The following is a 20,758-nucleotide window of genomic DNA, read 5'->3' as shown; positions in this document are numbered from 1 at the left end:
CTGCCGACCTGGGATGCGACGCAGACCAGGGTCCTGGATGCTGCGGACGCCCTCGTCGCGACCCGCGGCGTGCGCGGCATGACGATCGCCGAGCTCGCCCGGCGCGCAGGCGTGAGCCGCCCGACCGTCTACCGGAGCTGGTCCGACGCGGACGACGTGGTCCGCGCCGCCCTCCTGCGCCGCGTCGCCGTCATCCTCGACGAGTTCCCCGCCCCGGCGACGACGCGCACGGCGATCGTCGACGACGTCCTGCGCTTCGCCGCACTGTTCCGCGCGGACGACGTCTACCGCCACCTGCTGACCGAGGAGCCGGAGGCGTTCACCCGCTACACCCTGGAGCGGGTCGGATCCAGTCAGCGCGCGATCCTCGCGTGGCTCGCCGTCGCGATCCGCGCCGCCCAGCACGACGGCTCCGTGCGCGGCGACGACCCGCAGGCGATGGCCGTGATGCTGCTGCTCGTCGCGCAGTCCGCGCTGCTCTCGCACGGGACGGTGAGCGAGCTCATCGACGAGCCGTCCTTAGAACGCGAACTTCGCGCCGCCGTCGAGGGCCTGCTGCGGCCATGAGGGGATCCTCGCGGCTGACAGCGGCCCGGCGGGAGCAGGAACTCCTGCGGTCGGCGGCGGAGCGCGTCGATCTGCTCGTGGTGGGCGGTGGGATCACCGGCACCGGCGTGGCCCTGGACGCCGCGAGCCGCGGACTGTCGGTCGTCCTCGTCGAGGCGGAGGACCTCGCGTACGGCACGAGCCGCTTCAGCTCGAAGCTCGTGCACGGGGGGCTACGCTACCTCGCGACCGGTGACGTCGCCACCGCCCGAGAGAGCGCGATCGAGCGCCACCTGCTGATGACCCGCATCGCGCCGCACCTGATCCGTCCGATGGCGCAGCTGCTCCCCTTCTCCCCCGCCGTCACCATGGCCCAGCGCGCTACCGGTGCCGTGGGCTTCGCCCTCGGGGATCTGCTGCGACTGCGGGCCGGGACGCCGCACGCGGTGCTGCCCGCGCCTCGGATCGTCAGCGCTCGCACCGCCGCCCGGCTGACCCCGTCCCTGCGGACCGACCGCCTGCGCGGCGCGGTGCTCGCCGCCGACGGGCAGCTCGTCGACGATGCGCGGCTGGTGATCGCCGTCGCCCGGACCGCCGCCGCGTTCGGCGCGCGGATCCTCACCCGGGTGCGCGCACTCGGACTGCGTCACGATGGGGCATCCGTCGAGGACGCCCTCACCGGCGAGCTGTTCGACATCCGCGCCCGTGCCGTCGTGAACGCCACCGGCGTCTGGGCCGGTGCGCTCGACGACGCCATCCGCATGAGGCCGAGTCGCGGCACGCACCTCGTGCTCGACGCCGCCGCTCTCGGCGACCCCGCCGCGGCGCTCACCGTCCCGCATCCCGGATCCATCAGCCGGTTCGTCTTCGCACTGCCGCAGCAGCTCGGCCGGGTCGTGGTGGGCCTCACCGACGAGGATGCGCCGGGCCCCGTCCCCTCGGTCGCGGCCCCGACGGAGCCGGAGATCGCGTTCCTCCTCGAGGTTCTCAACCGCGCGCTTCGCACCCCGATCCGCCGCGACCAGGTGCGCGGCGCGTACGCCGGGCTCCGCCCGCTCGTCGACACGGGCGGCACCTCCACCGCGGACATCTCCCGCCGCCACCTCGTGGCCGTCTCCGAGGGCGGCTTCGTGAACGTGCTGGGGGGCAAGCTCACCACGTATCGCCGCATGGCGGAGGACGCGGTGGATCGGGCCGTCGCGCTCGCGAGCCTGCCCGCGGCGCCGTGCCGCACCGCCGCCCTGCCCCTGGTCGGTGCGCTCGCCTCCCCGCACCGGCCCACGAGCGACCTGGACTGGCGGTACGGCGCCGAGGCGGGGCTCGTCCTCGCCCGCGCCCGCTGCGCGGATCCGCGCGAACCCATCGCGGACGGCATCGACGTGACGCGCGCCGAGGTCGAGTTCGCGGTGCGGGCGGAGGGCGCGCTAACCGCCGACGATGTCCTGGACCGGCGCACGCGGATCGGGCTCGTGGACGACGACCGCCTGCACGCCCAGGCCGCGGTCGCACAGCTCGTCGCAGAGACGCGCGCGGATCCCGACTGAGCCGAGCTCGACGTCTGCGCTGACGTCCCGGTGGACGGAGAACCTTCCTGGCACTAGTCTTTGAACATGTTCAGTTCAGAGTCGGAGGCCACGGCGAAGCCACTCACCCCGAAGGCCGAGGCGACGAGGGCGCGGATCCGCGCCGCCGCCATGGCCTCGTTCGTGGAGCGCGGCTATCCGGACACCACGATCCGACTGATCGCCAAGGAGGCCGGCGTCTCCGTCGGGAACGCCTATTACTACTTCCCCTCCAAGGAGCACCTGGTCCAGGAGCTCTACGACCAGCAGCAGCGGGAGCACGGGGCCGCCGCGCGTTCGCGCCTGGCGGAGACCACCGGCCTCGTGGACCGGCTGCGGGTGTTCTTCGAGACCGGGCTGGACACGGTCGGTGCGTATCGCGCGGTCGCACCGGGCTTCCTCAGCGCGATGGTCTCCCCCGACTCGCCGATCAACCCGCTCTCCGTGGAGTCGTCCCCCGCGAGGGAGATGACGATCGGCCTGCTCCGCGAGGTCGTCGAGGGGGCGTCGCATCGCGTGCCGGAGGACATCGCGGAGCGCCTGCCCGCCGCGATCTTCCCGATGTACCTCGCGCTGATCCTCCGGTGGACCTACGACGAGTCACCCGACCAGGCGAAGACCGCCCGGCTCCTCGACACCGGTCTCAGGCTGTTCGCCGTCGCACTCCCGTTCCTGCGGGTCCCCGGTGTGCGCGGCGTCACCCGCGACCTCCTCGACCAGATCGCGGACGTGCAGCCGTGAGCGAGCATCAGGCCGTTTCAGCGCGGACGCCCCAGTAGCCCCTGGCGCGTCGAAGTTCCCGCCGATCGCCGCATGACGGGCTCGGAGCCCGGGCGCTCGATGGGGCGGCTCCGATCCGAGCTCGCGCTCAGCGCCGCCGGCGCTCCTCGGCGCCGTGCTCGGCACGGACGCCCGTCACGATCTCGACCGTCCCCGTGTGCAGGGGCACCTCGCCGGTGGGGCGGGCGATCGGGACACGGGTGCCGAGCACCTGAGCAACCACGTCCTGCGCGATCTTTCCGGCGGTGAGCCCGGCATCCTCGAGGATCTGCTCGCGGCTCGCGTGGTCGAGGTACTCGTCCGGCAAACCCAGCTCGTCCACCGCGGTGTCGATGCCGGCTTCGCGGAGCACCTGCCGCACGCGGGTGCCGACGCCGCCCACGCGGATGCCGTCTTCGAGTGTGATGACGAGACGGTGGCGGGCGGCGAGCTCGACGACCGAGGCCTGCACCGGGATCACCCAGCGCGGGTCGATCACGGTCGCGCCGATCCCCTGCGCCTTTAGCCGCTCCGCCACATCGAGGGCGAGGGCCGCGAACGGCCCGATCCCGATGAGCAGCACGTCTTCGCCTTCGCCGCGGGACAGCACGTCCACACCGTCGTGCAGACGCTCGATCGCCGGGAGCTCCGGGGCCACGGCGCCCTTCGGATAACGGAGCACGGTGGGCGCGTCATCGACGGCGACGGCCTCCTCCAGCTCCTCGCGGAGGCGCTCGGCGTCACGGGGCGCCGCGATGCGGATCCCCGGCACGATCTGGAGCATGGAGAGGTCCCACAGGCCGTGGTGGCTCGGCCCGTCGGGGCCGGTGACGCCCGCGCGGTCCAGCACGAACGTCACCCCGGCACGGTGCAGCCCCACGTCCATCAGCACCTGATCGAACGCGCGGCCCATGAACGTCGCATACAGCGCGACCACCGGGTGCAGACCGCCGTAGGCGAGTCCGGCAGCCGCGGTCACCGCATGCTGCTCCGCGATGCCCACGTCGTAGACGCGGTCGGGGAAGCGCTCCGCGAACGGGGCGAGCCCTGTGGGGCGCAGCATCGCCGCGGTCATCGCGATGACCTCGGGCCTGCGCGCGCCGAGGTCGACGAGCGCGTCGGCGAACACGTCGGTCCACCCCGTGCCGCTCGCGGCGAGGGGCGTTCCGGTCTTCGGGTCGATCTTGTTCACGGCGTGGAACTGGTCGGCCTCGTCATCGAGGGCGGGCTGGTAGCCGCGCCCCTTCTCGGTGATGACATGCACGATGACCGGCGCGCCGTAATCCTTCGCGAGCTGCAGCGCCTCCATGAGCGACGGGATGTCGTGCCCGTCGACCGGGCCCAGGTACTTGATGTCGAGGTTGGAGTACAGCTCCTCGTTGTTCGAGAAGCGGGACAGGAAGCCGTGCGTGCCGCCGCGGACGCCTCGGTAGAACGCGCGGCCGACGGGTCCGAAGGCGCGGAAGAAGCGATCGGACTTGCGATGCAGGTCGCGGTACACGCCCGCCGTCCGCACGCGGTTCATGTACCGCGCCATGCCGCCGATCGTGGGCGCATAGGAACGGCCGTTGTCGTTGACGACGATCACGAGGTTGCGCTCGTTGTCGTCGGAGATGTTGTTGAGCGCCTCCCAGGTCATGCCGCCGGTGAGCGCGCCGTCGCCGACGACCGCGACGACATGGCGATCCTCCCTGCCCGTCGCCGTGAACGCCCGGGAGATCCCGTCCGCCCAGCTCAGCGAGCTCGAGGCGTGCGAGGACTCGACGACGTCGTGCGGGCTCTCCGAACGCTGCGGGTAGCCGGCCAGTCCCCCGCGTGAACGCAGCGCGGAGAAGTCCTGGCGCCCGGTGAGCAGCTTGTGCACGTAGGACTGATGCCCGGTGTCGAAGATGATCGGGTCGTCCGGCGAGGAGAACACCCGGTGCAGCGCGATCGTGAGCTCCACGACCCCGAGATTCGGTCCCAGGTGCCCGCCGGTGCGCGCGACGTTCTCGATCAGGAACGATCGGACCTCCGCGGCCAGCTCGGCGAGCTGTTCGGGGGTCAGCCGATCGAGGTCGCGGGGACCGGAGATACCGGGAAGGATCGCCACCGTGTCTGCCTCCTGAAGCCAATAGTGAGCGGCGAGCCGGAGCCCGCAGCACCGATCCAGCCTACCGAGCAATGCTCCCGGGCCGCTGGAGATCCGCCGCATCCGGGCCGACGTAGTGGCCGATCGGCCGCAGCCGCAGCGGGGCGCGCCCGTACTCGTCCTGCGCGTGCGCGCACCAGCCCGCGGAGCGCGCGACCGCGAACACGGTCTCCCCCGCGTCGGCGGGCATCTCCCAGGCCAGCGCCATCACGGCCAGCGCCAGATCGACGGTGGGATGAAGACCGGTCCTGGCGTGGACGACGGCGGTGACCCGCTCTGCCAGCCGAAGGGCCGCCTCGCCTCGCGGATCCGCCGTCTCCCGCATCAGACGCAGCAGCAGCCGCGCCCGTGGGTCGCCTTCCGGGTACAGCAGTTGCCCGAAGCCGGGGATCCCCGCGCCGCCCAGACGCGTCGCGGTCGCCACCGCCGCCGCAGGATCCGCACCGTCCTGCACCTGCCGCAGGAGGGCGTGCACCGCGGCGCTCACCGCACCGTGCAGGGCGGAGTCGAGCGCGCCGAACCCGGCCGCCACGACGGCGTAGGGATGCGCACGCGCCGACGCCGCGGCACGTGCGGCGAGGGTCGACGCGGCCATGTCATGGTCGACGAGGAGGACGAGCGCGGCGTCCAGCACCCGCACGCGGTCAGGCGTCGGGGGCAGCGCGGTGAGACGGGGCCAGAGACGAGCGGCGACAGGCACGCCGGCCCCCGACGACGCTCCGTCGATCCTGCCGTTCTCCGTGCCATGCAGCGGAAGCGCATCCACGAGCCCGGCGACGAGACGGGTCGCGATCCGGGCCACCGTCTCGGTGCGGAGGTCGTAGCGCTCCGGATCGTCCGCCGCGAGAGCAGCGACCGCCGCGAGCAGCCGGCTGAACGCCCCGGCCCCGGGCGGCAGCGCTGCGAGCACGCGGCCCGCCGCGTCATTCCCCGGCCCCTCCAGCGGAAGGGCGTCCCGCTGCGGCACGTCAGTGCGCGCGAAGAGCCAGCGCACGACGGCGTCGAACCTCGGAGCCTCACCCTCCCCCGCGACCAGCTCGTCGATCGGCACCCCGCGGATCCAGAGTTCGCCGTCCTCGATGAGTGCGATGTCGGTGTCGATCACCGCGAGCGGGCTCCCGTCTGCGCCGGCCGCACGGGCCGCACCGTGCGACGGCGAAGTCACCCGCCGGCGGGAACGGGCGAAGCGCTCGACCTCGAGGAGGTCGAACAGGGAGCCGTGCGCTCCGCGCTCCCGCTCGATCAACCCGCGGGAGACATAGGCGTAGAGCGTCTCGGTCCGCACGCCGAGGCGCGCCGCGGTCTGCGCCGCCGTGAGCGCCTCCATCCTCGGCTCCCTTCATTGATTCGATCAACATTGACGATATCCGGATCCATTATGCATCGTGGGCGAAGGGCCGCATCGCGACTCTGAGCAGAACAGAGCCGCCACCCGCGACTCGCCTGAGAGGAGCCGACATGGCCATCACCATCGACCGCAACGACACGCATCTCATCGACGTGCCGCGCGGGCTCACGAACGTCGTCGTCGCGGAGACCGCGATCGGGGACGTGCGCGGCGAGCAGGGGTTCTTCCACTACCGGGGCGTCTCCGGCGTGGAGCTGGCCGCCGCGGCGCGATTCGAGGACGCCTGGAGCCTGGTCGCACTCGGCGCGCTGCCCCAGGACGACACCGGCGCCGCAGCCTTCCGCGCCCGCACGTCCGCCGCGCGTGGGATCCCCGAGAGCCTGCACGGCCCGCTGTCGGCGATCGCGGCGACGGGGCTCGATCCCATGGCGCAGCTGCGCACCGGGCTCGCCCTCGTCGCGGCGGCCGACGGACGACGCGCGCTCTATGACGAGACGGACGAGGAGCGGATCCAGGACGCGATCCGTCTCGCCGCCGTCGCGCCCTCGCTGGTCGCGGCGCTGCACCGGTGGAGCCAGGGGAAGGATCCGATCGCGCCGGACGCCGGTCTCGATCCCGTCTCCGACTACCTGCACATGCTGACGGGCGCCGCGCCCGACGCGCGGCTCGCCACCGCCCTCGCCACCTACCTCACGGCGGCGATCGATCACGGCTTCAACGCGTCGACGTTCACGGCGCGGGTGATCGCATCGACCGGCGCCGACCTCGCCTCGTGCGTCGGCGGCGCGCTCGGCGCACTGTCGGGTCCGCTGCACGGCGGCGCGCCCGCGCGCACGCTGGACATGCTGGACGAGATCGGCGCCCCCGAGCACGCCGAGGCCTGGGTGCGGGAGCGCGTCCGGAACGGCGGGCGGATCATGGGCTTCGGGCACGCGGTCTATCGCACCGAGGATCCCCGATCCCGGCTGCTGCGCGGCGTCGCACAGCAGCTGCGCGCCGACGGAATGGCATCGGAACGCGTGGACCTGGCTGTGACGGTGGAGCAGACCGTGCTGCGCGTCCTGGACGAGCTCAAGCCCGGCCGGGCCCTGCGCACCAACGTCGAGCTGTACGCCGCGGTCGTCATGGAGGCGTGCGGGATCCCCCGGGAGCTGTTCACGCCGACGTTCGCCTCGGCCCGCCTGATCGGCTGGGGCGCTCACGCCCTCGAGCAGGTGCAGGACGGCAAGATCCTCCGCCCCTCGTCCCGCTACGTCGGGGCGTCCGCCTGAGGTCGGATGCTCCGAGGATCGGCGCCGATCAGGCGCGCCGGAGGACGGTGGTCGAGTCGACGTCGACGCCGTCGCCGTCCGCGTCGACGGCGCGCAGCGGAGCGAGCGGCCGGCCGCTCTCATCCACGAGCACGGAATGCGCCTCCCCCGGGGCGAACATGTGCCGCTCACCCCACTGGCGCATCGCCACGACGACGACGAAGAGGTCGCGGCCGACGTCGGTGAGCACGTAGACCTGGCGGCGTCCGGATGCCGCGGGCTCCCGCCGGAGGATCCCGCGATCGACGAGGCGACGGAGCCGGTCGGTGAGGATGTTGCGGGCGACCCCGGTGCGCCGCTGGAAGTCGGTGAACGAGCGTGCGCCGTCCATCGCGTCACGGACGATGAGCAGGCTCCATCGGTCTCCGACGATGTCGAGCGTGCGCGCGACCGGACAGGTGGGGTCGGTCCAGGTCACGTCGTCGACGGGTGCGTCAGACATCATCGCGCCTCCTCATGAGTTGCTGATCGAAACCATTCTGCCGTAACCTCCGAACAGTTGCAATTGACTACTGATTGGAGAGCATGTGCGCATCACGTTCGGACGGAGGATCCTGCTCGCCATGGTCTGCGCGGTCGCCGTCGCGACGATCTACGTGGCGCAGCCGGTCCTCGGCGAGATCGGACGAGATCTCGGCGTGCCGGAGTCCGACCTCGGCGGGATCGTGGCGGCGGGCCAGGTCGGCTACGTGGTCGGCCTGGCCGTCCTCGTCCCCCTCGGGGACATGTGGGATCGACGCCGCCTCATCGGGGTGCAGCTGCTCCTCGCCGCCGCCGGCATGCTGGTGGCGGCATTCTCCCGCACGCCCTGGATGCTGCTCATCGGTCTCGCGGTCACGGGCCTGTTCGCCGTCGTCGTCCAGACGACCGTGGCGTTCGCCGCCGACCTCTCGACCCCTGCGGAGCGCGGTCGCACGCTCGGGTCCGTCACCTCCGGCGTCATCCTCGGAATACTCGGCGCGCGGGTGCTCGCCGCTGTTCTCGCCGATGTGTGGGGCTGGCGAAGCGTCTATGTCGGGCTCACGCTCCTGCTCCTGGCACTCTCGCTGTTCGTGGTGACGATGCTGCCGGCGGACCATCGCCGGCACCGGAAGACGTACCACGACGTGCTGGCCTCGCTCGGGAGGCTGTTCCGCGATCCGCTGTTCCTCTCCCGCGGGCTGATCGCCTTCTTCCTCTTCGCCTCGTTCGGCACCCTGTGGAGCGGACTCGCGCTGCCCCTGTCCGCCGCGCCTTGGCAGCTGACCGCATCCCAGATCGGCGCGTTCGGCGTCGCCGGACTCGTCGGAGCCCTGGGCGCGACGCGCGCGGGCCGATGGGCGGATGCCGGTCGAGCCGATCTGGTGACCGGCATCGCGCTCGCTCTGCTCGCCGCGTCGTGGATCGCTTCCGCACAGGCGCCCTGGTCGCTGCTCCTGGTGATCGTTGGCGTCATCGTGCTGGACTTCGCGGTCCAGGCCGCGCACGTCAGCAACCAGAGCCTTCTCACCGCGGCGCATCCGCACCGGACCAGCAGCGTCATCGGCGGCTACATGATCTTCTACTCGCTGGGCTCCGCCCTCGGCGCGACCGCCACCACGACGCTCTACTCGGTCTCGGGGTGGACAGGATCCGCCGCCCTCGGCGCCGTCTTCGCGCTCGGCGGGCTGCTCACGTGGACGCTCAGCCGGCGCACGGTCGCGCGGGACGGCATTCGCGCTGACAGGTCAGCTCCCCTCGCCACGACGACGGAAGAACGCTGAGGGCGCACACTCGGCTAGCATGGCGGCGATGTCCAGGGGGGGTTTGCGGTGCCGCACACAGATCTCGAGCCTCCCTCGCGCGCGGCCTTGCGCGCGGCTCGTATGCTCGAAATCTCGCCGTTCGCTGTCGCCGCCGGGCTCCTCCTCGCCTTCATCATCGGCGTCGCATCCGCGTCCCTGACACCGAGGATGGCGGGGATCGGCGGGCTCGGGAATCCGTTGATCGCCATGTTCGGCGTTGCCACCTCCATTCGACTGGTCGTCCTCCTCGCCGTCGGTGTGGGTTCGATCGTGCTCGTCGGAGCACAGGCGCGGAGCGGACCGGGAAAGAGCTGGGCGTGGGCGACGATCGCGGGCGCAGTTGCCGCCTGTGCGCTCTTCGTCACCGACGCGCTCCTCGCCCTCCTCCGGTTCCCGCCGTTCGGAAAAGGGATCGCAGCGTCGGACATCGAATCGTGGGAAAACGTCATTGAATGGAGCATCCGCAGTGTCGGCGCCGCCACGCTCACGGGTCTCGTTCTCGTGCCCGTGCGCGCGGCGGCCTCCCTCGATGGGGGCTTCCGCTGGTCTTCGCAACCCTCCTCTCGCCGCTGATTCATCTCCTGGGTGTGGAGATCCTCGACGGCACCACATCCTTCCTGTTGATCTGCACGGTCGGAACGGCATGGCGTCTGCAGTTCCAAGCCGAGACGGCAGATGCGATGGTCGACGCGTCCGTCCGCGATGCGTCTCGCTGAGAGGGCGCGCCTCAGCGGTTCTTCAAAGGCCGAGCGGTGCGTTCCGGCGCCGACCACCTCCTTTGTCAGGCTCGCACGAGTGCGTTGATCGCGGAACGACCGCAGGTCTATGCTCAGCGACAAGCGAGCATGAGGACGCGAGCGATCGTTCCCGTGCACCGTAGGACAGGCGGTCCCGAGCCGTCCGCCGGTGCGCTTGGGCATTCCGCGATTCTGGATCCGAGAGGACGAACGTGAACGCGCAGACACCGGCAACTCGCACCGCACCCGGGCGGAGAACGGCGCTGGTCGTCGCGGCCGTCGCTGTCATCGCGCTCGTCGTGGCCATCAGCTGGATCATCTGGCGGCCCGCGAGCCCTGCCGCTCCCGCGGCGAACGGATCGGCCCCGCCTCCGACCGTGTCGAACGAACGCATCGACGCGATCGTCCGCGACGCCATGAAGGCCGACAGCCTCAAGGCGGTGATCGTCCGTGTCACGGTCGGTGGCAAGGTCGTGGCGATGCAGGCGTATGGGGACTCGATGACGGGTATCCCCGCCACGACCGACATGCATTTCCGCAACGGCGCAGTCGCGTTCGAGTACGTCTCCACCCTGCTCCTCGAGTACGTCGACGAGGGCAGGATCACGCTCGACGACACCGTCGACAAGTGGATGCCCAGCCTGCCCGAGGCGAACAAGGTCACGCTGCGGATGTTGACGAACCAGACCACGGGCTATCCGGACTTCGAGACGGATCCGGAGTGGACCGCCGCGTACAACGCCGACCCGTTCCATGAGTTCACGTTCGAGGAGCGGTTGAAGGACGCGTTCAATCGCCCCCTGCAGTTCGAGCCGGGCACCAACTGGAGCTACGCGCACACGAACTTCATGATCCTCGGTCACATCCTCTCCATGATCGGCGGCGCCCCGCTCGACCAGCTGCTCCAGAAGAAGGTCCTCGGGCCGATGGGCCTGACGCAGACCGCGGCCTACAGCACCGCGACGGTGCCGGAACCGGTGCTGCACGCCTACAGCTCGGAACGCCGCGTGGCCCTGGGCATCCCTCCGTCGATGCCGTTCACGGAGGAGTCGACCTTCTGGAACCCCGCCTGGGGGACGCCGATCGGTGCGGCGGAGACGACGACGATCACGGACATGGCGACGACGGCCGTCGCCGTCGGCACCGGCAAGCTGCTGTCCTCGAAGAGCCTCCATGAGATGACCGACTCGAAGCTCATCGGCTTCGGGACACCGCTGCCCGTCTGCGCCGGATCCTGTTTCACCCAGGTGGAAGGCTACAACTACGGACTCGGGGTGGTCCGATCCGGATCCTGGCAGCTGCAGAACCCGCTGCTCAGCGGCTACAGCGCGACGGAGGCGTATCTGCCCTCGAAGAAGATCGCCGTCGCGGTCGCCACCACCTTCCTGCCCGGCGCCTTCGACGCGGACGGCGTCTACGACAACGCGAGCGACCGCTTGTTCCGACTGATCGCGACGGAGCTCGCCCCGGACGATCCGCCACCGGCCCTGCCCGCCAAGAAGAACTGACCCGATCCTCGCGACGTCTGCAGGATCGTGCCACGTTTGCACGATGGATTCCGCGCTCAGCCCCTGCAAGTGTGGCGAGATCGTGCAGGTGTCGCGGGGGACGCGAAAGGGGCCGGCTCCCTAAGGAACCGGCCCCGACTCGTGCGCGTGGATCAGACCAGCGAGCGCAGCACGTACTGCAGGATGCCGCCGTTGCGGTAGTAGTCGGCCTCACCGGGGGTGTCGATGCGGACGACCGCGTCGAACTCGATGGGCTGCTTGCCCTCGGGCGAGAACTCGCTCGGGGTCGCGGTGACCTTGACCGTCTTCGGGGTGGTGCCGTTGTTCAGCTCCTCCAGACCCTCGATCGAGACGATCTCGGTGCCGTCGAGGCCGAGGGACTCCCACGACTCGCCCGCGGGGAACTGCAGCGGGACGACGCCCATGCCGATCAGGTTCGAGCGGTGGATCCGCTCGAAGCTCTCGGTGATGACCGCCTTGACGCCGAGGAGGTTGGTGCCCTTCGCCGCCCAGTCGCGGGAGGATCCGGATCCGTACTCCTTGCCGCCGAAGATCACCAGCGGGGTGCCCTGCTCCTGGTAGTTCATCGAGGCGTCGAAGATGTACGCCTGCGGACCGCCGGGCTGGGTGAAGTCGCGCGTGAAGCCGCCCTCGATCTGCTGACCGTCGTTGACGGCCTTGACCAGAGCGTTCTTCAGGCGGATGTTCGCGAACGTACCGCGGATCATCACCTCGTGGTTGCCGCGACGCGAGCCGAAGGAGTTGAAGTCCTTCTGCGCGACGCCGTGCTCGGTGAGGTACTGGGCCGCAGGCGTGCCCGCCTTGATGTTGCCGGCCGGCGAGATGTGGTCGGTGGTGACCGAGTCGCCGAGCGTCGCCAGCACGCGGGCGCCGGTGATGTTCGTGACCGGGGCCGGAGTCGCCTCCATGCCGTCGAAGTACGGCGCCTTGCGCACGTAGGTCGAGTCGGCGTCCCACTCGAAGATCGGGCCGGTCGGGGTGGGCAGGCTCGTCCAGCGCTCGTCGCCGTCGAACACGGTGGCGTACTGCTTGATGAACTGGTCGCGCGAGATCGAGGTGTCGATGATCTGCTGCACCTCGGTCGGGTCGGGCCAGACGTCCTTGAGGAACACGTCGTTGCCCTCGGGGTCGGTGCCGAGCGCCTGCGTCTCGAAGTCGAAGTTCATCGACCCGGCCAGGGCGTAGGCCACGACCAGCGGCGGGCTGGCGAGGTAGTTCATCTTCACGTCGGGGCTGATCCGGCCCTCGAAGTTGCGGTTGCCGGAGAGGACGGCCGTGACGGCGAGGTCGTGCTCGTTGATCGCGGCGGACACCTCGTCGATCAGCGGACCGGAGTTTCCGATGCAGATCGTGCACCCGTAGCCGACCGTGTAGAAGCCGAGGCCCTCGAGGTCCTTGTCGAGGCCGGACTTCTCGTAGTAGTCGGTGACGACCTTGGAACCCGGGCCGAGCGTGGTCTTGACCCACGGCTTCTGCTTCAGCCCCTTGGCGAGGGCGTTGCGGGCCAGAAGGCCGGCGGCGATCATGACCGACGGGTTGGACGTGTTGGTGCACGAGGTGATCGCCGCGAGCGTGACCGCGCCGTTGTCGAGGATGTACTTCTGCCCGTCCGGGGTCTTCACCTTGACCGGCTTGGAGGCGGCCTTCGGGGAACCGGAGGAGAGCGTCGGGATCTCGTTGGTCTCGACCTCCTCGCCGGGGACGGATCCAGGATCCGACGCCGGGAAGGATCCGGAGTCCGCGACGTCGATCGGGCCGGTCGCGTAGCTCAGGATGTCCTTCTCGAACTGCGCCTTCGACTCGGACAGCAGGATGCGGTCCTGCGGGCGCTTCGGGCCGGCGATCGAGGGGACGACCGTCGAGAGGTCGAGCTCGAGGTATTCGCTGAAGCTGGGCTCGTTCGCGGCGTCGTGCCAGAGCTTCTGCTCCTTCGCGTACGCCTCGACGAGGGCCACGGCCTGCTCGTCGCGACCGGTCAGGCGCAGGTAGTCGAGCGTCACGTCGTCGATCGGGAAGATCGCGGCGGTCGAGCCGAACTCCGGCGACATGTTGCCGATCGTGGCGCGGTTGGCGAGCGGCACGGAGGCCACCCCGGCGCCGTAGAACTCGACGAACTTGCCGACCACGCCGTGCTTGCGCAGCATGTCGGTGATCGTCAGCACGACATCGGTCGCGGTGACGCCGGCGGGGATCTCGCCGGTCAGCTTGAAGCCGACGACGCGCGGGATGAGCATCGACACGGGCTGGCCGAGCATCGCGGCCTCGGCCTCGATGCCGCCGACGCCCCAGCCCAGCACGCCAAGGCCGTTGACCATGGTGGTGTGCGAGTCGGTGCCGACGCAGGTGTCGGGGTAGGCGCGCAGCACACCGTCGACGGAGCGGTCGTAGATGACCTTCGCGAGGTGCTCGATGTTGACCTGGTGCACGATGCCGGTTCCCGGCGGGACGACCTTGAAGTCGTCGAAGGCGGTCTGACCCCAGCGCAGGAACTGGTAGCGCTCGCCGTTGCGCTCGTACTCGATCTCGACGTTGCGCTCGATCGCGTCGGGGCGGCCGAACAGGTCGGCGATCACGGAGTGGTCGATGACCATCTCGGCCGGGGAGAGCGGGTTGATCTTGCTCGGGTCGCCGCCGAGCGCCGTCACGGCCTCGCGCATGGTGGCGAGGTCGACGATGCAGGGCACGCCGGTGAAGTCCTGCATGACGACGCGCGCCGGCGTGAACTGGATCTCCGTGTCGGGCTGCGCCGCCGGGTCCCAGGAGCCGAGAGCCTCGATCTGAGCCTTCGTCACGTTCGCGCCGTCCTCGGTGCGAAGCAGGTTCTCCAGGAGGACCTTGAGGCTGAACGGGAGCTTCTCGAAACCTTCGACCGTGTCGATCCGGAAGATCTCGTAGTCGGTGCTGCCGACCGTCAGGGTGCTCTTGGCACCGAAGCTGTTCACCGTGGACACGGATCCGTCTCCTTCTGTTCGGATGGAAGCGACAGGCGACTCCATCTTGCTCGCCCGCTCCCCCGCGCGGCTAGCAAGGCGGGCCTTACCAGTCTGCCCTCGCGGACAGGCGAGCGAAAGGTGTCGATTTATCTTGACGTCAAGATAAATCTAGCATGACGAACGAAGCGCGGACTCACTCCTGGCGCGTGTCGGCGTCCTGCTTCGGCGGGTACAGCGCGCGCACCAGCAACCACGTGACCGCGACCATCGGCGCGAACAGCGGCAGCCCCATGACGAGCTTCAGAGTGCCGAGCGCCTGCACGTTCCCGGAGAAGTACAGCGGCAGCTGGACGCCCAGTCGCGCATAGAAGAGCGCGGCCCAGGCGATCGTGATCCAGAAGAAGGCGCGACGCTTGCGCTTGTCGGTCCGCCAGCCCCGCACGTCGCCCATGAGGAACCCCGCGGCGAGACCGATGAGCGCCCATCCGACGAGCGCCGAGACGAGCAGGACCGTGCCGTAGGCGGCGTTGGTGAAGAAGCCGGGGACGAAGTTGTCCTGGCCGCGCCCCGTCCACAGGGCGAGACCCGCGGCGACGGCGACCGCGACGAGTCCGCCGAGCGCCGAGGCGGCGGGCGAGCGCTGCAGCAGGCGGATCACCGAGAAGACCGCGGCGAGCCCGACCGACACGACCAGCGAGACCCAGAGCGGATCCGGTCGCAGCGTGTAGATGACGAGGAAAGCGGCGCTGGGCAGGACGGATTCGAAGACTCCGCGCCACCCGCCCATCGCGCTCCACACGACATGACCGGTGCTCGCACCGGAGTTCGGGTCGATGCCCAGGCGCTGTGCGGCCCCGCCGAGCGCCGCTCCTAGGCTCTGCACGGCGTCGGGCGCCGGAGGCGGTGCGTACTGCTCCGCGGGCGCGCCGTCGGAGGTGCGCTCCGGCTCCTCCGGCCGCGACGTGCTCACGCCGTGCCGGGCGCTGCGGGCATACGCAGCGGGATGAGGTCGCGCGGAGGCATGGGCGCTCCACCGCGGACCACGACGATCGAGCGGAACAGATCCTCGACGGCCGCGGCCGCGGACTCGTCGGACGCCGCGGCTCCGCCGATCACACCGCGCAGGAACCAGCGCGGGCCGTCGACGCCCACGAACCGGGCGAGGCGCGTGACGGCGGTGTCTCCGGCGACCGCGGGGATCTCGGCCAGGAGCTCGGATCCGAGCGCGCCCTCGCGCTCGGTGACGGTGCCGCCCTGCTGGGCGATCTGCTCCTGGATCTGCGCGCGGGTCTCGTCCCAGAGGCCGCTCGTCCGCGGCGCCGCGAAGGGCTGCACCTGCAGGGTCGAATCGGCGTAGTCGAGGCCCACGGCCACGATGCGCTGCGTCTGCTCCTCCACCTCGAGGCGCAGGTTCAGCCCCTCGCGCGGGAGGATCTTGATGGCGCCGAGGTCGATGTAGGGACGGACCGGGTTGGCCTCGCTCTCGTCGAACGGGCCGTCGACCGCGCGGTCGCGGACGGGCGCCTGCTGGGCGTCGTCCGCGGGCTCGATCCCGGACGTGGTGTCGTCACTCATGCGTTCTCCTGGCTCTGGGTCTGATAGCCGGTGGATCCGAATCCGCCTGCTCCGCGCACCGACTCGTCCAGCGCGTCGACCGGGATGAACCGGGCTCGGGTGACGGGCATGACGATCAGCTGGGCGATCCGATCACCGACCGCGACATCGTACGCCGCATTGCTGTCCGTGTTCAGCAGGCTCACCTTGATCTCTCCGCGATAGCCCGCATCGACGGTGCCCGGGGCGTTGACCACGGTGATGCCGTGCTTCGCGGCGAGGCCGCTGCGCGGCACCACGAAGGCCGCGAACCCCTCGGGGAGGGCGATGCGCACGCCGGTGCCCACGAGCGCGCGCTGCCCGGGCTCGAGACGCAGGGCCTCGGTCGAGACGAGGTCGGCCCCGGCGTCGCCCGGGTGGGCGTAGACGGGAAGCTGGGGCGCGATAATGGGAACGTCCACGGAATCGGTCACGGAAAGAGGCTAATGCAGAACGCAGCACGCGAAGCAGGGGCCGCCTCCGCGGCCGTCCGCTACCGCGAACGTCTCGCGCCGAGTCTGTGGCTGTTCCTCGCCGCGGCCCTCGGCGGTCCCATGCTGACCCTCGTCTTCGTGCCGGCCGGATCCGGGATCGCGCTCGTCATCGGCGTCGTCGCGACGCTCGCGATCATCGCTCTGATGATCGCAGGCTCGCCGAGCATCAGGGTCGAGCAGAACGTGCTGCGCGCCGGCCGCGCCTGGATCGACGCCTCCTGGCTGGGCGAGCCCGAGATCCGCACCGGCGAGGAGGCACGTCAGGCGCGCGGCCCCGGTCTCCCGGCCCGCGGCTGGCATCTCATCCGCGGCGGCATCGACGGCGTGGTCGTCGTGCCCAACACGGACCCCGCGGACCCCGCGCCGAGCTGGACGATCTCCTCCCGCACGCCGGACCGGCTGGCCGCCGCGATCGACGCGGCCCGCGCCTCGGCGAACTCGACGGCCTGAACCGGCACCGACGGCGCTCGCGCCGTCCCCGATCTGCGTCCGCCGACGGATCCGGATCCCCGTTCGCCGACGGCGGACGCCGCAGAACGCAGAACGCGCCCGGAACCGAAACGGTCCGGGCGCGAGCAGCGAAGAGGAATCAGGCCGCGCATTCCTTGCAGATCGGGCCTGTCTTGTCCTCGTGGTCGAGCTGCGAACGGTGCTTCACGAGGAAGCAGCTGACACAGGTGAACTCGTCCTCCTGCGGGGGCAGCACCACGACGTCGAGCTCGACGTCGGAGAGGTCGGCTCCCGGGAGGTCGAATCCGCCGGGGTTGTCCGAGTCCTCGACGTCGATCGAGCCCGACAGCTTGTCGGGGACGCGCTCCTTGAGAGCCTCGATCGACTCGCTCTCGTCTTCGCTCTTGCGCGGGGCGTCGTAATCGGTTGCCATGGGGTGGATCTCCACTTTCATCCTGCGAGTGGCGGGTGCCGGGGGTGTTCGGCGGCCCATAGTTTGCATGACATGCGTCCAAATCGCAAATGCCACTCTCTCTGCGCATCAGAACTGGCGGCACGCCCGCGATATTCCCGGCCGTGCGCGCCATGCATGACACCATGAACCGACACTCATTCTGAGGGGCTGAAGCCATGGAACACGTCACGATCGTCGGCGCGGAAGACGACGTCCTCGTCCTCGCCACCGAGGCGGGAGAGCGATTCGCCCTCCCGATCGACGAGGTGCTGCGCGCGGAACTGCGCCGGGCCAAGGCGGGCCGCGAGGAGAAGGCGCCGCCGCTGGCCGCGAGCCCTCGCGAGATCCAGGCGCACATCCGCGCCGGGATGTCCGCATCCGAGGTCGCCGAGCTGCTCGGCGTCGCCCTCGAGGCGGTGCAGCGCTTCGAGAGCCCCGTGCTCGCCGAGCGCGAGCACATCGTCGGTCAGGCCCTCGCTGTGCCCGTCCTGATCGGCAGCGAGGTCGAACCGGATGCGCAGCCGACCTTCGGCGTGGCGATCCGCGCCAAGCTCGCAGAGCTCGCCGCCGCCGACGAGCGCTGGGCGAGCTGGAAGGAGGACTCGGGCTGGGTGATCAAGCTCGAGTTCCGCGCGAACGACGTCGAGCACGACGCGCGATGGAGCTTCGATCCTCGCCGCAGCGCGCTTGCGCCGCTCAACGCCGACGCCACGCAGCTGTCCCGTCAGGGCGCGCTGCCCGAGGGACTGATCCCCCGCCTCCGCGCGCTCGACAAGGACCGCTCGTCGCCGTACAAGGACGAGACGCGCTTCGACTCCGGAGCGTTCGGGCCACGCCTCGTGCCGGCCCCCGCCGCCCCCGCTGCCGCGGAGGACGACGGCGTGGCCGAGGCCCCTGAGCCGAGGTCCGCACGCCACCCGCAGACCTCGTCGAACGCCCAGGAGGCGGCCACGCGCAGCGCGTCCTTCGCTCCGTCGACGCCGTCGGACACCGCCGATCTGCTGGAGGCCCTGCGCCGCCGCCGTGGTCAGCGCGAAGCGCGCCCCTCCGTCGAGGAGGAGCCCGAGGAGACTCGCCCGCTCGCACTGTTCGAGGCTCTGGAACCGGGCTACGAGCCCGATCCCGAGCCCGAGGAGTCGCCCGCGCCCGTGTCGATCGACGCCGACTCCGGTCCGCGCCGCCGCCGTCGCGAGATGCCGTCCTGGGACGAGATCGTGTTCGGGGCGCGCAGCGACGACTGACCCGCCGTCGGGGCAGTCCGCCGCGCTCCCCCGCGTCGCGCTCGGCGCCGTGCGTCAGCGGGCGAACGCGCCGAACCGGAGCAGCGGCACCCGCAGCTCCTCCGGGGTGAGCGAGCCGTGCTGGCCGATCATGCCCTGCGAGCGCTGATCCTCCGCGGTGCCGTCGTACAGCGCCCACAGTCCGCGCGCCGGCACGACGAGGTCACCGATCCGCTCCTGCGCCTCCGCAGTGGGCGCGGATCCGAACAGTCCGCCCTCGACGGCCTGTGCTCTCGTGAGCACATCCGCGGCTCCCTCGACGCCCACGACCCACGCCGCCGCGATCTCGTCGGTGCGGGCGGGGTCCTCCAGGTACACGTGCAGCATGCGCGGCTCCCCCGCGATCGCTGCGACGCCGTCGTGGAGGCCGCTGCGCTCGTCGAGGATGAGATGCCGGGTGCGCGGGACGTCGACCATGCCGTGGTCGGCGGTGACGAGCACTCCCACGCCGTCCGGGATCTGCGCCGGGATCGCCGCATCCAGCTCTTCGAGCGCGTGGACCCACTCCGCGGACGCCATGCCGTGCTTGTGCCCCGCCTTGTCAGCCTCGGGGAGGTAGCAGTACACGAGTGAGCCCTCGTGCTCCTCGGCGAGGCTCAGGGCCAGCGCGACGCGCTCCGCCGCCGTGCGCGCGGAGCGGAATGCGGCGCCGCGCAGGGTCGCGGCGGAGAAGCCGCTGCCGGCGTACTCGGCGAGTCCCACGGCGAACGCCGGCCGTCCCGCCCCTGCCGCGCTCTCGAACACGGTGGGCGTGCGCTGCCAGTCGGTCGGATCCACGCGCGCCTTCTCCCAGCCGGAGAGCTGGTTCACGAGCACGCCGGTGCGCGGATCCCTCACCTCGTAGCCGACCAGCCCGTGCCTGCCGGGATCCACCCCGGTGAGCAGGCTCGTGAGCGCGGCCGCCGTCGTGGACGGGAACACGCTGGAGAGCACGTCCTTCTTCGCCATGGCGCCGGTCAGCCGCCTGGCGTGACCCGCGTGGCCCCGCAACGGGATCGCGCCGAGGCCGTCCATGACCACGAGCACGACCGACCGCACGGACGGCAGCGCGCCGTCACGACCGTCCAGGGCGCCGAACAGGTCGTGCGCCACCCCGGTGATGCTCCGGGACGACGGCGGGATCGCCGGTAGCATGAGGGTCATCCGAGCCAGTCTCCCACAGAGCCCGGCACGGCTCCGGCGTCGAGAACCGCTCCGCCGCCGCCCGAGACCCGCAGGAAGCCCATGCCCCGCACGACCACGCCGCCCGAGCCGATCGAAGAGCGCATCCAGGACATCGATCTCTCGAGCGAGATGCAGGGATCCTTCCTGGAGTACGCGTACTCGGTCATCTACTCTCGCGCCCTCCCCGATGCGCGCGACGGCCTCAAGCCCGTCCAGCGCCGGATCCTCTTCCAGATGGCGGAGATGGGTCTGCGCCCGGATCGCGGCCACGTCAAGAGCGCGCGCGTCGTCGGCGACGTCATGGGCAAGCTGCACCCGCATGGCGACTCCGCGATCTACGACGCCCTGGTGCGCCTGGCGCAGCCGTTCGCGCTGCGCCTGCCCCTCGTCGACGGGCACGGCAACTTCGGCTCCCTCGACGACGGCCCCGCCGCCTCCCGTTACACGGAGGCGCGTCTCGCCCCGTCCTCGCTCGCACTCACGGAGAGCCTGGACGAGGACGTGGTCGACTTCGTCCCCAACTACGACGGCCAGTTCCAGCAGCCCTCCGTGCTGCCCGCCGCGTTCCCGAACCTGCTCGTCAACGGCGCGAGCGGGATCGCCGTCGGCATGGCGACCAACATGGCGCCGCACAACCTCATCGAGGTCGTCGCGGCGGCCATCCACCTGCTCGAGCACCCCGAGGCGACGACCGAGGAGCTCATG

The 20,758-nt window shown here is 70.8% G+C and carries 20 protein-coding genes; 11 read left to right on the top strand and 9 right to left on the bottom strand.

Annotated elements, in window-relative coordinates:
* The 3 genes from B7X32_RS06805 to B7X32_RS06795 all read left to right on the top strand — a co-directional run bounded on the left by B7X32_RS06805 (nt 1) and on the right by B7X32_RS06795 (nt 2,849).
* Complete coding sequence (locus B7X32_RS06805; RefSeq protein ID WP_292717871.1) at nt 1-567, top strand: TetR/AcrR family transcriptional regulator; 567 nt, start codon at nt 1-3, stop codon at nt 565-567.
* On the top strand, nt 564-2,090 hold the full coding sequence (locus tag B7X32_RS06800) for a glycerol-3-phosphate dehydrogenase/oxidase (protein WP_292717869.1): 1,527 nt from the start codon (nt 564-566) through the stop codon (nt 2,088-2,090). Before B7X32_RS06805 ends, B7X32_RS06800 begins: the two co-directional genes overlap by 4 nt.
* A gap of 66 nt (nt 2,091-2,156) precedes the next feature.
* The gene (locus B7X32_RS06795) at nt 2,157-2,849 is read left to right on the top strand and encodes a TetR/AcrR family transcriptional regulator (RefSeq protein WP_292717867.1); all 693 of its coding nucleotides are present in this window, start codon (nt 2,157-2,159) and stop codon (nt 2,847-2,849) included.
* A 127-nt stretch (nt 2,850-2,976) separates the two neighbouring features.
* Here B7X32_RS06795 and dxs read toward each other — a convergent pair whose 3' ends face one another.
* Both dxs and B7X32_RS06785 read right to left on the bottom strand, forming a co-directional pair.
* Nucleotides 2,977-4,959 (bottom strand): 1-deoxy-D-xylulose-5-phosphate synthase, encoded by a 1,983-nt coding sequence (gene dxs, locus B7X32_RS06790; RefSeq protein WP_292717865.1) that lies wholly within the window; start codon nt 4,957-4,959, stop codon nt 2,977-2,979.
* Between the two features lie 61 nt (nt 4,960-5,020).
* A complete protein-coding gene (locus tag B7X32_RS06785; RefSeq protein WP_292717864.1) occupies nt 5,021-6,325 on the bottom strand; it encodes a citrate synthase in 1,305 nt (434 codons plus the stop codon).
* Between the two features lie 131 nt (nt 6,326-6,456).
* Here B7X32_RS06785 and B7X32_RS06780 point away from each other — a divergent pair, with 131 nt between their 5' ends.
* Nucleotides 6,457-7,617, top strand: a complete 1,161-nt coding sequence (locus B7X32_RS06780; protein ID WP_292717863.1) for a citrate synthase — start codon at nt 6,457-6,459, stop codon at nt 7,615-7,617.
* 28 nt (nt 7,618-7,645) lie between these two features.
* Here B7X32_RS06780 and B7X32_RS06775 read toward each other — a convergent pair whose 3' ends face one another.
* Nucleotides 7,646-8,098 carry a helix-turn-helix domain-containing protein gene (locus B7X32_RS06775; RefSeq protein WP_292717862.1) on the bottom strand — a complete coding sequence of 151 codons (453 nt, stop codon included), beginning with the start codon at nt 8,096-8,098 and terminating at the stop codon, nt 7,646-7,648.
* An 85-nt stretch (nt 8,099-8,183) separates the two neighbouring features.
* Here B7X32_RS06775 and B7X32_RS06770 point away from each other — a divergent pair, with 85 nt between their 5' ends.
* The 4 genes from B7X32_RS06770 to B7X32_RS06755 all read left to right on the top strand — a co-directional run bounded on the left by B7X32_RS06770 (nt 8,184) and on the right by B7X32_RS06755 (nt 11,664).
* Nucleotides 8,184-9,398: an MFS transporter gene (locus tag B7X32_RS06770; protein WP_292717860.1), complete on the top strand. Its 1,215-nt coding sequence runs from the start codon at nt 8,184-8,186 to the stop codon at nt 9,396-9,398.
* 48 nt (nt 9,399-9,446) lie between these two features.
* Nucleotides 9,447-9,992, top strand: a complete 546-nt coding sequence (locus B7X32_RS06765) for a hypothetical protein (protein ID WP_292717858.1) — start codon at nt 9,447-9,449, stop codon at nt 9,990-9,992.
* A gap of 14 nt (nt 9,993-10,006) precedes the next feature.
* Nucleotides 10,007-10,135, top strand: a complete 129-nt coding sequence (locus B7X32_RS06760; protein WP_292717856.1) for a hypothetical protein — start codon at nt 10,007-10,009, stop codon at nt 10,133-10,135.
* A gap of 233 nt (nt 10,136-10,368) precedes the next feature.
* Nucleotides 10,369-11,664: a serine hydrolase domain-containing protein gene (locus B7X32_RS06755; RefSeq protein WP_292717854.1), complete on the top strand. Its 1,296-nt coding sequence runs from the start codon at nt 10,369-10,371 to the stop codon at nt 11,662-11,664.
* A gap of 152 nt (nt 11,665-11,816) precedes the next feature.
* Here the strand turns inward: B7X32_RS06755 and acnA are convergent, their stop codons facing one another.
* The 4 genes from acnA to dut form a co-directional block, all read right to left on the bottom strand.
* Nucleotides 11,817-14,636: an aconitate hydratase AcnA gene (acnA, locus tag B7X32_RS06750; RefSeq protein WP_292717852.1), complete on the bottom strand. Its 2,820-nt coding sequence runs from the start codon at nt 14,634-14,636 to the stop codon at nt 11,817-11,819.
* Nucleotides 14,637-14,811: 175 nt separating this feature from the next.
* Complete coding sequence (locus B7X32_RS06745; RefSeq protein WP_292717872.1) at nt 14,812-15,501, bottom strand: DUF3159 domain-containing protein; 690 nt, start codon at nt 15,499-15,501, stop codon at nt 14,812-14,814.
* Between the two features lie 83 nt (nt 15,502-15,584).
* On the bottom strand, nt 15,585-16,193 hold the full coding sequence (locus B7X32_RS06740; RefSeq protein ID WP_292717850.1) for a DUF3710 domain-containing protein: 609 nt from the start codon (nt 16,191-16,193) through the stop codon (nt 15,585-15,587).
* Nucleotides 16,190-16,645 (bottom strand): dUTP diphosphatase, encoded by a 456-nt coding sequence (gene dut / locus B7X32_RS06735; RefSeq protein ID WP_292717848.1) that lies wholly within the window; start codon nt 16,643-16,645, stop codon nt 16,190-16,192. Before dut ends, B7X32_RS06740 begins: the two co-directional genes overlap by 4 nt.
* 12 nt (nt 16,646-16,657) lie before the next feature.
* Between dut and B7X32_RS06730 the strand changes: the two genes are divergently transcribed.
* Nucleotides 16,658-17,155 carry a DUF3093 domain-containing protein gene (locus B7X32_RS06730; RefSeq protein ID WP_292717847.1) on the top strand — a complete coding sequence of 166 codons (498 nt, stop codon included), beginning with the start codon at nt 16,658-16,660 and terminating at the stop codon, nt 17,153-17,155.
* A gap of 139 nt (nt 17,156-17,294) precedes the next feature.
* Here B7X32_RS06730 and B7X32_RS06725 read toward each other — a convergent pair whose 3' ends face one another.
* Entirely contained in the window at nt 17,295-17,588 is a 294-nt protein-coding gene (locus tag B7X32_RS06725) for a DUF4193 domain-containing protein (RefSeq protein ID WP_292717846.1), read from the bottom strand.
* Nucleotides 17,589-17,785: 197 nt separating this feature from the next.
* Between B7X32_RS06725 and sepH the strand changes: the two genes are divergently transcribed.
* Nucleotides 17,786-18,850 (top strand): septation protein SepH, encoded by a 1,065-nt coding sequence (sepH, locus tag B7X32_RS06720; protein WP_292717845.1) that lies wholly within the window; start codon nt 17,786-17,788, stop codon nt 18,848-18,850.
* A gap of 54 nt (nt 18,851-18,904) precedes the next feature.
* Here the strand turns inward: sepH and B7X32_RS06715 are convergent, their stop codons facing one another.
* Complete coding sequence (locus B7X32_RS06715) at nt 18,905-20,032, bottom strand: nucleotide pyrophosphatase/phosphodiesterase family protein (protein ID WP_292717843.1); 1,128 nt, start codon at nt 20,030-20,032, stop codon at nt 18,905-18,907.
* A gap of 81 nt (nt 20,033-20,113) precedes the next feature.
* Between B7X32_RS06715 and B7X32_RS06710 the strand changes: the two genes are divergently transcribed.
* Nucleotides 20,114-20,758 (top strand): DNA gyrase subunit A (locus B7X32_RS06710; RefSeq protein ID WP_292717841.1); only part of this gene is annotated, 645 nt, incomplete at its 3' end.

It is taken from the genome of Microbacterium sp. 13-71-7 (assembly GCF_002257455.1).
Taxonomy (GTDB): Bacteria; Actinomycetota; Actinomycetes; order Actinomycetales; family Microbacteriaceae; genus Microbacterium.
Note: the sequence above shows the minus strand (reverse complement) of the source record. Positions and strands in the feature narration are given on the sequence as shown.